At 70.0% G+C, this 13470-nt stretch carries 13 protein-coding genes; 12 read left to right on the forward strand and 1 reads right to left on the reverse strand.

The window, feature by feature from the left end; translation table 11 throughout:
- The first annotated feature begins 18 nt into the window (after positions 1-18).
- The 12 genes from tatA to leuA all read left to right on the forward strand — a co-directional run bounded on the left by tatA (position 19) and on the right by leuA (position 12660).
- Entirely contained in the window at positions 19-264 is a 246-nt protein-coding gene (gene tatA, locus AC3RX0_RS05155; RefSeq protein WP_491504851.1) for a Sec-independent protein translocase subunit TatA, read from the forward strand.
- 66 nt (positions 265-330) lie between these two features.
- A complete protein-coding gene (gene tatC / locus AC3RX0_RS05160) occupies positions 331-1083 on the forward strand; it encodes a twin-arginine translocase subunit TatC (protein ID WP_491504852.1) in 753 nt (250 codons plus the stop codon).
- Positions 1080-3560, forward strand: a complete 2481-nt coding sequence (locus AC3RX0_RS05165) for a DEAD/DEAH box helicase (RefSeq protein WP_491504853.1) — start codon at positions 1080-1082, stop codon at positions 3558-3560. Before tatC ends, AC3RX0_RS05165 begins: the two co-directional genes overlap by 4 nt.
- Before the next feature lie 108 nt (positions 3561-3668).
- Positions 3669-4706 carry a heat-inducible transcriptional repressor HrcA gene (gene hrcA, locus AC3RX0_RS05170; RefSeq protein ID WP_491504854.1) on the forward strand — a complete coding sequence of 346 codons (1038 nt, stop codon included), beginning with the start codon at positions 3669-3671 and terminating at the stop codon, positions 4704-4706.
- Positions 4707-4754: 48 nt separating this feature from the next.
- Positions 4755-5867, forward strand: coding sequence for a molecular chaperone DnaJ (dnaJ, locus tag AC3RX0_RS05175; protein ID WP_491504855.1), 1113 nt, complete (start codon positions 4755-4757; stop codon positions 5865-5867).
- A 3-nt stretch (positions 5868-5870) separates the two neighbouring features.
- Positions 5871-6608 carry a 16S rRNA (uracil(1498)-N(3))-methyltransferase gene (locus AC3RX0_RS05180; RefSeq protein WP_491504856.1) on the forward strand — a complete coding sequence of 246 codons (738 nt, stop codon included), beginning with the start codon at positions 5871-5873 and terminating at the stop codon, positions 6606-6608.
- Positions 6609-6657: 49 nt separating this feature from the next.
- Complete coding sequence (locus AC3RX0_RS05185; RefSeq protein WP_491504857.1) at positions 6658-7008, forward strand: HIT domain-containing protein; 351 nt, start codon at positions 6658-6660, stop codon at positions 7006-7008.
- Positions 6998-8080 carry a PhoH family protein gene (locus AC3RX0_RS05190; RefSeq protein WP_491504858.1) on the forward strand — a complete coding sequence of 361 codons (1083 nt, stop codon included), beginning with the start codon at positions 6998-7000 and terminating at the stop codon, positions 8078-8080. The genes AC3RX0_RS05185 and AC3RX0_RS05190 overlap by 11 nt, the downstream gene beginning before the upstream one ends.
- Positions 8077-8547 (forward strand): rRNA maturation RNase YbeY, encoded by a 471-nt coding sequence (gene ybeY, locus AC3RX0_RS05195; RefSeq protein ID WP_491504859.1) that lies wholly within the window; start codon positions 8077-8079, stop codon positions 8545-8547. The genes AC3RX0_RS05190 and ybeY overlap by 4 nt, the downstream gene beginning before the upstream one ends.
- Positions 8544-9851, forward strand: coding sequence for a hemolysin family protein (locus AC3RX0_RS05200; protein WP_491504860.1), 1308 nt, complete (start codon positions 8544-8546; stop codon positions 9849-9851). Before ybeY ends, AC3RX0_RS05200 begins: the two co-directional genes overlap by 4 nt.
- On the forward strand, positions 9848-10741 hold the full coding sequence (era, locus tag AC3RX0_RS05205) for a GTPase Era (protein WP_491504861.1): 894 nt from the start codon (positions 9848-9850) through the stop codon (positions 10739-10741). Before AC3RX0_RS05200 ends, era begins: the two co-directional genes overlap by 4 nt.
- Positions 10742-10899: 158 nt before the next feature.
- Positions 10900-12660, forward strand: coding sequence for a 2-isopropylmalate synthase (gene leuA / locus AC3RX0_RS05210; protein WP_491504862.1), 1761 nt, complete (start codon positions 10900-10902; stop codon positions 12658-12660).
- 111 nt (positions 12661-12771) lie between these two features.
- On the opposite strand, the gene AC3RX0_RS05215 is transcribed toward leuA, so the two are convergent.
- Positions 12772-13467 (reverse strand): trimeric intracellular cation channel family protein, encoded by a 696-nt coding sequence (locus AC3RX0_RS05215; protein WP_491504863.1) that lies wholly within the window; start codon positions 13465-13467, stop codon positions 12772-12774.
- Positions 13468-13470: the final 3 nt, after the last annotated feature.

Below are 13470 nucleotides of genomic sequence, written 5' to 3' on the forward strand. Positions count from 1 at the left end.
TTGGAGACACCAGAAACCATGGGCAACCTCTTCTCAGGATGGCATCTGCTGCTGATCCTCGCCGTCATTCTGCTCCTGTTCGGCGCCGCGAAGCTGCCGGCCCTCGCCAAGAGCGTCGGGCAGTCGGCTCGGGTGTTCAAGGGCGAGATGAAGGCGATGAAGGACGACGAGGCCGCCAAGCCCTCGCCGCCCGCCGACACCACCGACGCGAGCGGATCGGCTGAGACGCCCTCGACGTCGGGATCTGCTGATACCAAGCCATAGCCGGTCGTGACTGAGACCGGCCTCCCGCGCATCTCCGACCCGGAGATGCCGCGGCATGATAAGCGCATGTCGCTTGCGCAGCACTTCCGTGAACTGCGCAAGCGCTTGTTCATCGCCGCCATCGGCGTCATCGTCGGCATGGTCATCGGCTTCATCGTCAGCCAGCCCGTGGTCACGCTGCTGGCCGCTCCCATCGAACAGGTCGCGACCGTCCACGGCGACAACTACGCGGCATTGAACTTCGGGACCGTGACCAGCGGCTTCGACCTGCGCATGCGCATCGCGTTCGCCATCGGCCTGCTGATCTCGGCCCCGGTGTGGCTGTGGCAGCTCTGGGCATTCGTGATGCCCGGCCTGACGCGCAAAGAGATCCGGTACACCATCGGCTTCATGGCCTCCGCCATCCCGCTGTTCGTCGCCGGTCTCTACGTCGGCTGGCTGATCATGCCGCACATGGTCGAGATCATGGCGATGTTCGTCCCGTCGGGGCAGGGCATCAGGCAGTACTACGACTACTCCACCTACTACGACTTCGTCTTCAAGCTGCTGCTGGTGGTCGGCGTCTCGTTCATCACCCCGGTGTTCCTCGTGGCGCTGAACCTTGCCGGCATCATGACCGGCCGCACGATCCTCAAGGGCTGGCGCGTCGCGATCCTCGTCATCGCCGTCTTCGCAGCGGCGGCCACGCCCGCCGCCGACGTGACATCGATGCTTCTGCTGGGCGGCATCCTGTGCATCCTGTACTTCGCCGCAGCGCTGCTGTCCATGCTGTTCGACCGGCGCAAGCGCAAGCGCAACCCGGTGGAGTCCGTCGCGTGACGGACCCGACGCCCGCCGAGCGATACGCGCGGATGAGCGCCGGGAGACGGCATCCCCTGTCCACGGCGTTCGCCGCGCAGCAGCGCTTCACGCTCGACCCGTTCCAGATCGCCGGCTGTGAAGCCCTCGAAGACGGCAGCAGCGTGCTGGTGGCCGCTCCCACCGGCGCCGGCAAGACGATCGTCGGCGAGTTCGCGGTGCACCTGGCGATGCAGGGGCCCGGCGACAAGGCGTTCTACACGACGCCGATGAAGGCCCTGTCGAACCAGAAGTTCCGCGAGCTCGTGGACGTGTACGGCCCCGACGACGTGGGACTGCTCACCGGCGACGTGAGCATCAACGGCAACGCACGCGTGGTCGTGATGACCACCGAGGTGCTGCGCAACATGCTGTACGCGGACTCGGACGCCCTGCGCGGGCTGCGCTTCGTCGTGATGGACGAGGTGCACTATCTGGCCGACCGGTTCCGCGGGGCGGTGTGGGAAGAGGTCATCATCCACCTGCCGCAGACCGTCAAGCTCGTGTGCCTGTCGGCCACGGTCTCCAACGCCGAGGAGTTCGGCGACTGGCTCGACACTGTCCGCGGCGACACCGAGGTGATCGTCTCAGAGGTCCGGCCCGTGCCGCTCGAGCAGCACGTGCTCGTGCGCGGCGATCTGCTGCCTCTGTTCGACGACCGGGCGGGCGTGGCGACGGCTCACGTCAATCAGGAGCTCATGCGCATCCGCTCGGTCAAGGGCCCGAACTACGAGAACAACCGTCGTGCGCAGGAGTTCCGCAGTCGCGGCGGGTACGAGGCTTCCCGCCGCCGGCCGCAGCGCGGTGCCCGGCGCCCCGTGCGGGTCGCGAACGTGCGACGCGTCGAGCGCATGGAGCGGCCCGACCTCGTGCGGCTGCTGGAGCGCGACCGGCTGCTGCCGGCGATCTTCTTCATCTTCAGCCGGGTGGGCTGCGAGGCGGCGGTGCAGCAGGTGCGCCGCGCCGGCCTGCGGCTGACCAGCCAGGAGGAACGGGCCGAGATCCGGGCGATCGTCGACGAGCGCACCCGCACCCTGCAGGACGAGGACCTGGGCGTGCTCGGCTTCTGGGAGTGGAAGGACAACCTCGAGCGCGGGGTGGCCGCGCACCACGCCGGGCTCCTGCCTGCGTTCAAAGAGGTCGTCGAGGAGCTGTTCCAGCGCAAGCTCGTCAAGGTCGTGTTCGCCACCGAGACGCTCGCCCTCGGCATCAACATGCCGGCGCGGACCGTCGTGCTCGAGAAGCTGGAGAAGTTCAACGGCGAGGCGCGCGTGGCGATCACGTCGGGGGAGTACACCCAGATCACCGGTCGCGCCGGCCGGCGCGGGATCGACGTCGAGGGCCACGCCGTCATCCAATGGACCGAGGGAATGGACCCGCAGGCGGTCGCGGCGCTCGCCTCGCGCCGGACGTATCCCCTGAACTCGAGCTTCCGCCCCACATACAACATGGCGGTGAACCTCATCGACCAGTTCGGACGGCCGCGGGCCCGCGAGATCCTCGAGTCGTCGTTCGCGCAGTTCCAGGCCGATCGCGCCGTCGTGGGCCTTGCCCGGCAGGTGCGCGAGCAGGAGGAGTCGCTGGCCGGCTATGCGAAGGCGATGACGTGCGACCGCGGCGACTTCGTCGAGTACTCCGGCATCCGCCGCCGGCTCAGCGACCTCGAGAAGCAGAACCGCAAGGACGCCGGGGCCTCGCACGCCGCGCGGCAGAAGCGGCTGCGCGAGATCGAGTCGCTGCGGCGGCGCATGCAGCGGCATCCCTGCCATTCCTGCCCCGACCGCGAGAACCACGCCCGGTGGGCGGAGCGGTACTGGAAGCTGCAGCGCCAGACCGACCGGCTGCGCACGCAGATCGCGAACCGCACCGGCAGCGTCGCCCGCCAGTTCGACCGCGTGGTCGACGTGCTGGCGGCTCTCGACTACGTGCGCGTCGCCGACGGCGGGGCCACCGCGCTGACCGACGCCGGCCGCACGATGCGCCGCATCTACGGCGAGCGGGACCTGCTCGTCGCCGAGGCCCTGCGCACCGACCTGTGGAAGGACCTGGATGCCGCGGGCCTGGCCGCGCTCGTGTGCTGCCTCGTGTACGAACCCCGCCGCGACGAGGCCGCCGCCGGCGACCGCACGCTGCCGCGAGGGCCGTTCCGCACCGCCCTGACCGCGACCCAGCTGCTGTGGGCGCAGCTGGACGACATCGAGCACGATCACCACCTGCCCGGCACCGGCGAGGTCGCTACCGGACTCGCGCAGGCGATGCACACGTGGGCGCGCGGCGGGGCCCTCGACCGCGTGCTTGTCGAGGCCGACATGGCCGCGGGCGACTTCGTCCGCTGGGCCAAGCAGACCATCGACCTGCTCGATCAGCTCTCGCTCGTCGCCGACGGACCGGTGGCCCGGCGTGCACGGCAGGCGCTGGAGCTCGTGCGCCGCGGCATCGTCGCGTACTCGGCCGTCTGAGCCGACACGGGATGCTGTTCAGCGCCGCGTCCGGGCCGTCCGGTAGAATTGGCACTCAGCGTACGAGAGTGCCAGAAGTCGGCGCGTGAGGTCGGAGAGGAGGCAGCCATGGTCAGCGAGCGAGGTCTGCAGGTGCTCCAGGCGATCGTGCAGGACTACGTCGAGACGCGCGAGCCCGTCGGCAGCAAGACGATCGTCGACCGGCACGCGTTCGGGGTGTCCGCAGCCACGATCCGCAATGACATGGCGCTGCTCGAGGACGAAGAACTCATTGCCGCACCGCACACCTCGTCGGGACGGGTGCCCACCGACAAGGGGTACCGTGTGTTCGTCGACCATCTCGCACAGCTGCGGCCCCTCTCGCCGGCCCAGCGCACCGCGATCACGACGTTCCTCGACGGGTCGACCGACCTCGACGACGTGCTCTCGCGCACCGTGCGGGCCCTCACGAGCCTCACCGGCCAGGTCGCGATCGTGCAGTATCCGTCGTTCGCCCGGGCGCACGTCTCGCACGTCGAGATCGTCGACCTCGGCGCCCGGATCCTGGTGATCCTGGTCACCGACACCGGGCGTGTCTCGCAGCGCGTCGTCGGGGTCCCCGAGGCGCTCGACGAGACCGAGATCGCCGGGCTGCGCACGCGTGTGGCGGCCCTCGTGACGGGGTACAGCGTGCGGGACGGCGCGGCCGCCGTGGCCTCCGCGCTCGGCGGGGAGCCGATCACCGGGACGCGCGAGGATGCCGCGGCCGCCATGGTGCTGCGAGTGGTGTCCGAAGAGCTCGAGGAGTTCCGCCAGGACCGCCTGCTGATGGCCGGCGCCGCCACGCTCGCCCGCCGCGAGTCGGACTTCCGGGGCAGCATCTATCCGCTGCTGGAGGCCATCGAAGAACAGGTGACGATCCTGCGCCTGATGAGCGAGATGGTCGCCGACCGCGAGGGCCTGGCCGCCTCGATCGGACGTGAGAACGAGGCGTTCGGGCTGTCCGAGGCATCCGTCATCGCCGGCGACTACGATGCGACCGGCGCCCGTGCGCGCGTCGGGGTGCTCGGCCCCACGCGCATGGACTACCCCACGAATCTTGCGGCGGTGCGAGCCGTCGCGCACTATCTGAGCCGGCTGCTCGAAGACGACGACACGTCGCGGTGAGCGGGACGGACGAGAGGCGATCCCGCACCGGCGGGCAGGAAGGCGATTGTGGCTGACCAGGACCACTATGACGTGCTGGGCGTGGCGCGGGACGCGTCACCGGACGAGATCAAGAAGGCGTATCGGCGTCTGGCGCGCGAACTGCACCCGGATGTGAACCCGGGACCGGACGCCGAAGAACGCTTCAAGCTCGTCACGCACGCGTACGACGTGCTCAGCGACCCCGAGCAGCGGCGCCGCTATGACATGGGCGGCGACTCGCCGTTCGGCGGGGGCGCCGGCTTCGGCGGCTTCGGCGACATCTTCGAGACGTTCTTCGGCGGCGGGGGAGCGCGCGCGGCGCGACCGCGGTCGCGGCGCGAACGCGGGCAGGACGCGCTCGTGCGGGTCACACTCGACCTCGCGGACGTCGTGTTCGGCACTCATCGCGAGCTCGAGGTCGACACGGCGGTGCTGTGCGAGACGTGCGAAGGGTCGTGCTGCCAGCCCGGCACATCGCCTGTGACCTGCGAGATCTGCCACGGCAGCGGGCACGTCGAGCGCACCGTGCGCAGCCTTCTGGGCAACGTCGTCACCAGTGCCCCGTGCGGCGTGTGCCAGGGCTACGGCACCACGATCCCCTACCCGTGCGCCAGCTGCCAGGGGCAGGGGCGCGTCCGGGCGCGGCGCACGGTGGCCGTCGACATCCCCGCCGGCGTCGAGACCGGGTTGCGCCTGCAGCTGCCGGGGTCGGGCGAGGTGGGGCCGGCCGGCGGCCCGAATGGCGACCTCTACATCGAGGTCACCGTCTCGCACCACGAGGTGTTCAGCCGTGAGGGGGACGACCTGCTGGCGACGCTGGAGGTCTCGATGCCCGACGCGATCCTGGGCACGACCACGACGATCCAGTCGCTGGACGGGCCGGTGGAGCTCGAGGTCCGCCCGGGCGTCCAGGGCGGCGACGTGCTGACGATCAAGGGACGCGGCATCACGCCGTTGCGCGGCAGCCAGCGCGGCGACCTGCGGGTCGGGGTGCACGTGGTGACGCCCACGCGCCTGGACGCGAAGGAGCGCGCGCTCATCGAAGACTTCAAGAAGAAGACGAAGGCGCCCGCGCCGAAGCTGGCCGAGTTCCAGCAGGGACTGTTCGCGCGGCTGCGCGACCGGTTCAGGAACAGCTGACCCGTGGCGCTGCACTTCGTGGCAGAGGATGCCGCGACTGCCGCGATCGGCGACGTTGTGGAGCTCGGCGGAGCCGAGGCGCATCACGCCGCCGCGGTGCGGCGGGTGCGGGCGGGTGAGCCGGTGACCCTCGGCGACGGACGCGGCACCTGGCTCGAGGGGGAGTGCGAACTGGTCGAGCCACGGCGCGTGCGGGTGCGCATCATCGCCCGCAGGCAGGAGCCGGCGGCCTCGCCGCGCATCGTGCTCGTGCAGGCGCTGGCCAAGGGTGACCGCGACGAACTGGCGGTACAGGCGGCGACCGAGCTGGGCGCCGACGAGATCGTGCCGTGGCAGGCCGCGCGCAGCGTGTCGCGGTGGGCAGGCGAGAAGGCCGCCAAGGGCCGCGCCCGCTGGCAGACGATCGTGCGTGAGGCGGCCAAGCAGGCCCATCGCGCATGGGTGCCCGAGGTGGCCGGCATCGGGACGACCGGCGACATCGCGGCGCGGGCTGCGGCATCCCGTCTCGTCGTCCTCGAGCCCACCGGCTCCGTGCGACTGAGCGCCCTCGAGCTGGATCCGGGCGACCCGCGGGACGTCGTGCTGGTGGTGGGGCCCGAGGGTGGCATCGCGCCCGACGAGCTCGAGACGCTCGAGGCCGCGGGAGCTGCGATCGTGGCCCTCGGCACGACGGTGCTGCGCACCTCGACTGCGGGGCCGGCGGCCCTCGCGGTGGTGAGCACGCGGATGGGTCGCTGGTGAGCCCGACCAAACCCGCTCGCGGGCCGGCCGGCTCTCATAGACTGGAGAAATGAGCGAACCCTCGATCTTCACGCGCATCCTCGACGGAGAGATCCCGTCCGACATCATCGCGCAGACCGACACGCTCTTCGCGATCCGCGACGTCGCGCCGAAGGCGCCCGTGCACCTGCTGGTCATCCCGAAGACCCAGGCGTACCGCGACGTGACCGAGCTGGCCGCAGGCGACCCACAGCTGCTGGTCGAGATGATCGAGATGGCCGGCCGGCTGGCCGCCGACCACTCGGACGGCGACTTCCGGCTCATCTTCAACACCGGCGCGAACGCCGGCCAGACCGTGTTCCACGTGCACGCGCACGTGCTCAGCGGGGGATTCGACGAGAAGAGCATGAATGCCCGATGATGCACCCGTCGCCACCGAGCGGATCTATGCGGACGGCGTGGCCATGGTGCAGCTGCTGGGTCCGCAGGACCGTCTGCTGCGCGTCATCGAGCGGGAGCACCCGGGCGTCGACGTGCACGTCCGGGGCAACGAGATCACCCTCAGCGGCGACGCGGCGGCCGTCACGGCCGCGCGTGCGCTGGTCGACGAACTGCTCGCGATGACCCGCGCTGGTCAGGGCCTGGACCCCGTCGACGTCACCGCGTCCAGTCGGATCCTGCGCGCCGACAACGGCATGCGGCCCTCCGAGGTGCTGGGCGAGGCCATCCTGACTTCGCGCGGCAAGGTGATCCGCCCCAAGACCGCCGGCCAGAAGGCCTACGTCGACGCGATCGAGCAGAACACGATCGTGTTCGGCATCGGCCCCGCCGGCACCGGCAAGACGTACCTCGCGATGGCCAAGGCCGTGCAGGCGCTGCAGCGCAAAGAGGTCAGCCGGATCATCCTCAGCCGCCCGGCGATCGAGGCGGGGGAGCGGCTCGGGTTCCTGCCCGGCACGCTCACCGACAAGATCGACCCGTACCTGCGGCCGCTGTACGACGCGCTGAACGAGATGATGGACCCCGAGCTCGTCCCGAAGCTGCTGGCCACCGGAACGATCGAGGTCGCGCCGCTGGCGTACATGCGCGGCCGCACGCTCTCGGACTCGTTCGTCGTGCTCGACGAGGCGCAGAACACCTCGCCCGAGCAGATGAAGATGTTCCTGACCCGTCTGGGCTTCGGTACGCGCATGGTCGTCACCGGCGACATCACGCAGATCGACCTGCCCGAGGGCGCGTCCGGGCTGCGGCTGGTCAGTCGGGTGCTCGGCGGCATCGACGACATCCACTTCTCGTACCTGACCAGCGACGACGTCGTCCGGCACACACTGGTGGGGCGCATCGTCGACGCGTACAGCGAGTACGACGAGCGGCGACTGGCCGCCCGGCGCGAACGCGACGAGGCGTCGGAGTTCGCGAACCGTGCCGAGCGTCGGCACACGTCGAGGCCCGGGATCCCCCGTGACCGCCAACCGAAGCGAGGCCGCGCATGACGATCGAGATCACCAACGAGTCGGGCGTCGAGGTCGACGAGAGCGTGCTGCTGCGTCTCATGGAGCACAACCTCGCCGAGCTGCACGTCAGCCCCGACGCCGATGTCGCGATCCTGCTGGTCGACGAGGGTGCCATGGAGTCGCTGCACGTGCAGTGGATGGACGAGCCGGGCCCGACGGACGTGCTGAGCTTTCCGATGGACGAGCTTCGTCCCGGCACCGCGGACATGCCGACCCCGCCGGGACTGCTCGGCGACATCGTGCTGTGCCCGCAGGTGGCCGAGACGCAGGCCGAGGCCGCGAAGCACTCGACGCTCGACGAGCTGCTGCTGCTGACCACGCACGGGCTGCTGCACCTGCTCGGCTTCGACCACGCGGAGCCGGACGAGGAGCGGGAGATGTTCGGCCTGCAGCGCGACCTGCTGCTCAGCTTCCACACCGCCGAGCGCCGCCGACCGCACGCATGACGCCGCTGCTTCTGCTGCTGGCCGCAGTGCTGCTCGTGGCCTTCGGCGGGCTCATGGCCGCCATCGACGCCGCGATGGGGGTCACCGGCCGTCATGACCTGATCGAGCTCGCCGACGAAGGCGGGCGCGGAGCCGATCAGCTGCGCCGGATCGCCGACGACCCCGACGCGCACCTGCACGCCGTGGTGTTCATCCGCGTGCTGGCCGAGACGACCGCCGCGGTGCTGGTCACGGTCGCCTTCACGCTGCTGTTCGGCAACATCTGGTGGGCGATGCTGGCGGCGGCGGTGCTCATGACCGGCATCTCGTTCGTGCTCGTCGGCGCCAGCCCCCGTTCGGTGGGCCGCCGTCACACACAGGGACTGCTGCGCGGCTCCGCGCGCGTGGTGCGCGGCATCCGCATCATCCTGGGCCCCGTCACCGGCGGACTCATCGCCTTCGGCGACCGGGTCACGCCCGGCGGCGCCCGCGGCGCGTCGTTCGCGAACGAGGAGCAGCTGCTGAGCATGGTCGACGAGGCCGCTTCGCAGGACCTCATCGAGGCGGACGACCGCGACCTCATCCATTCGGTGTTCGACTTCACCGACACGTTCGTGCGCGCCGTCATGGTGCCCCGCACCGACATGGTCACGGTGGATGCCGCGACCGGCGCCCGCGAGGCGCTGAGTGTGTTCCTCGACCGCGGGGTGTCGCGGATCCCGGTTGTCGACGATGAGGCAGACGACGTGGTGGGCGTGCTGTACCTGAAGGACCTCGTGCTGATCGCGTTCCGCCAGGAGTCGGCGTGGCACGACGTGCGGGTGAGCAGGATCGCCCGCCCACCGGTGTTCGTCCCGGAGTCGATGCGGGCCGAGACCCTGCTGCAGCAGATGAAGCGGGACGCCGTGCACGTGTGCATGGTGGTCGACGAGTACGGCGGGGTTTCGGGGCTGGTGACGCTCGAGGACCTCATCGAAGAGCTCGTCGGCGAGATCTCGGACGAGTACGATCCGCGCCAGACCGAGGTCGTGGAGCTGGAGCCCGGGCGGTTCCGGGTCAGCGCGCGACTGCCCGTCGACGAGGTCGGCGAGCTGTTCGGGCTGGAGCTGGACGACGAGGACGTCGACTCGATCGGGGGCCTGCTGGGCAAGGCACTCGGGCGCGTCCCCCAGCCGGGGGCGACGGCGGACGTCGAGGGACTGCGGCTGACCGGCGGCGCCTCGCGTGGGCGGGGTCGCGGCATCGCGACCGTGTTCGTGCAGCGTGCCGACGGATCCGGGCCGCACACGCCCGGAGCAGGGGAGCAGAGAGCAGGAGAGACATGACCGAGTTGCACGTCGGATTCGTGACGTTCGTGGGGCGGCCGAACGTCGGCAAGTCCACGCTGACCAACGCCCTCGTGGGCGAGAAGGTGGCCATCACCAGCGAGAAGCCGCAGACGACACGGCGCGCGATCCGCGGCATCCTGAACCGCCCGGACGGGCAGCTGATCATCGTGGACACCCCCGGGGTGCACCGCCCGCGCACCCTGCTCGGCCAGCGACTGAACGACCTCGTCGAGCAGGTGCTGGGCGATGTCGACGTGATCGCGTTCTGCGCCCCGGCGACCGAGAAGGTCGGCCCCGGCGATCGGCGGATCGCCGCGTCGCTGGACGGCTATCCACGGGCGAAGAAGGTCGCGATCGTGACCAAGACCGACGCCGCCGCACGGGAGGAGATCACCGAACGGCTCATCGAGGTCGACCAGCTGCGCGAGGACTGGGACGCCGTGATCCCGCTGTCGGCGCTCACGCACGACCAGCTGGACGTGCTCGCCGACGAGCTGCTGAAGCTCATGCCCACGGGCCCTGCGCTCTACCCCGAGGGCGTCGTGACCGACGAGAGCCTCGACGACCGGGTGGCGGAGATCATCCGCGAGGCGGCGCTCGAGGGCGTGCGCGACGAGCTGCCGCACTCGATCGCCGTCGTCGTGCAGGACATCGCCGCCCGCGAGGGCAGCGACCTGACCGACGTCTACGCCGACATCGTCGTGGAGCGCGACAGCCAGAAGGCCATCATCATCGGGCACAAGGGATCGCGGCTGAGGGATGTCGGCGCCCGCGCGCGTGCGGGCATCGAGCCGCTGATCGGCAGCCGGGTGTACCTGTCGCTGCACGTGCGTGTCGCGAAGGAGTGGCAGCGCGACCCGAAACAGCTCGGCCGGCTCGGCTTCTGACACACGATCGGCGCCAGGGGTTCGGCGGGTGTACCCTGTTCTCATGCGTGCAGGCTTCGTGCTTCTCCTTAGCTGCCGCGGCGAGTCCTCGTTCTAGGGCCTTCCTCGTCGCGGAGCTTGTCGTTGGCCCGCCATCCTGACGAGAGAAAAGCCGGACCATGCAGAACAACCAGAAGCCCTCGACGATGCCGATCCACAAGTATCGGCCGTTCCACGAGCAGATCCATGTCGACATGCCCGATCGCACGTGGCCGTCCGCGCACATCACCACGGCGCCGCGCTGGTGCGCTGTCGACCTGCGCGACGGCAACCAGGCGCTCATCGACCCGATGAGTCCTGAGCGCAAGCGGATCATGTTCGATCTGCTCGTGCGCATGGGCTACAAGGAGATCGAGGTCGGGTTCCCCAGCGCCAGCCAGACCGACTTCGACTTCGTGCGTCAGCTGATCGACGAGGACCTGATCCCCGGCGACGTGACGATCCAGGTGCTGACGCAGTCCCGCGCGCACCTGATCGAGCGCACGTACGAGGCGATCGCCGGCGCCAAGCAGGCCATCGTGCACCTGTACAACTCGACCAGCGTCCTGCAGCGCGAGGTCGTGTTCCGCACCGACAAGCAGGGCATCGTCGACATCGCGCTCGAGGGGGCACGGCTGTGCCGTGAGTTCGAGAAGCGCGTGCCCGAGACGACCGTGTACTACGAGTACTCGCCCGAGAGCTACACCGGCACCGAGTTGGAGTTCGCCGCCGACATCTGCAATCAGGTGCTCGAGATCTTCGAGCCGACGCCCGAGCGCAAGGTCATCATCAACCTGCCCGCGACCGTCGAGATGGCCACGCCCAACGTGTACGCCGACTCGATCGAGTGGATGAACCGGCACCTGAACCACCGCGAGAACGTCATCCTGTCGCTGCACCCCCACAACGACCGCGGCACCGCGGTCGCCGCCGCCGAGCTCGGCTACATGGCCGGCGCCGATCGCATCGAGGGCTGCCTGTTCGGCAACGGCGAGCGCACCGGCAACGTCGATCTGGTCACGCTCGGCGTGAATCTGTTCACGCAGGGGATCGACCCGCAGATCGACTTCAGCGACATCGACCAGATCAAGCGCACGGTCGAGCACTGCAACCAGCTGCCGGTGCCCGAGCGCAGCCCCTGGGGCGGCGACCTGGTCTTCACCGCGTTCAGCGGATCGCATCAGGACGCGATCAAGAAGGGCTTCGAGGCGATGGATGCCCGTGCCGCCGCGGCCGGGGTCACCGTCGACGAGATCGAATGGGCCGTGCCGTACCTGCCGGTCGACCCGAAGGATCTGGGCCGCTCGTACGAGGCGGTCATCCGCGTCAACTCCCAGTCGGGCAAGGGCGGGGTGGCGTACCTGCTGAAGAGCGACCACGCGCTGGACCTGCCACGCCGCCTGCAGATCGAGTTCTCGGGGGTCGTGCAGGCCAAGACCGACGCCGAGGGCGGCGAGATCACGAGCGCCCAGATCTGGTCGGTGTTCACCGACGAGTACCTGCCGACTGACGACGCCGACGCCCGCTGGGGCCGGTTCGAGCTGCTGAGCACCCGCACCTCGAGCGACATGACCGGCGACGTGACGCTGGATGTCACGATGCGCGACGGCGACGCGGACGTTCGAGCCCAGGCATCCGGCAACGGCCCCGTCGCCGCGTTCCTCGAGGTGCTGCGCGCCGAGGGCATCGACGTCACGGTGTACGACTACGTCGAGCACGCACTCAGCTCGGGCGGGGATGCGCAGGCCGCCGCCTACGTCGAGCTGCAGGTCGACGGGCAGCGGCTGTGGGGCGTCGGCATCGACGGCGACATCTCGACCGCGTCGCTGAAGGCGATCGTGTCGGGTGTCAACCGGTCGATCCGGTCCCGGACCGTGGTTCCCCAGCTCGCCGGGGTGTGACCGGCGCCTGGGCCCCGCGCGCCCGCGAGGGTGCATCCGACCGCCGAGGACGTGGGCACTTCCTGCTCACTGCGCGGTCAGGTGCATCCTCGGCACGAGGCTTGGCCGGTGTCACACCTCGTCGGACTTGATGATCGCGATCGCGCTGGTCTCGACCGCCACCTTGCGGCGGTGCAGCATGCGCTGCTCGGGCAGCGACACGTCGAAGATCACAGCCAGCAGCCGGATCACAGTGGTCACGACGATGCCGACGATCGCCGCCACGACGATCGAGACCCCGAACGCGTGCAGCAGGGCCAGGACGAGGCATCCTGCCGCCGCGGCGACCGCGTACAGCGACCCGACGTGCATGATCGCCACCGGAAGCCCCACCAGGATGTCGCGCAGCACGCTGCCGCCCACCGCCGCGCACGCGCCGACGAACACGGCGGGCACGAGGGGGAGCCCGAGCGCGAGGGCCTTGCTCGTGCCGAACGCGCCGAACAGTGCGATCACCAGCGCGTCGAGCCCGACGATGACGCCGTTCACCTTGGCCAGGGGCGCCGCCAGCAGCATGCCGACCAGTGACGCGGCGGTCGCCGTGAGCAGATACCAGTTGCTCTGCAGGGTCGCCGGGGTCAGCCCCAGCAGCAGGTCGCGGATGAGACCGCCGCCCATCCCGACCATGATTCCGATGATCGCCACACCCAGGAAGTCCAGGCGGCGCTGGCCCCGGAATCCGGCGGCGAACATGGCACCCTGCAGGCCGCCGAGGGCCACGGCCGTGAGGTCCGCCCAGAGGGGGATGACGAAGATCGCGTCGGTCACCCG

It is taken from the genome of Microbacterium sp. W1-4-2, assembly GCF_058349885.2.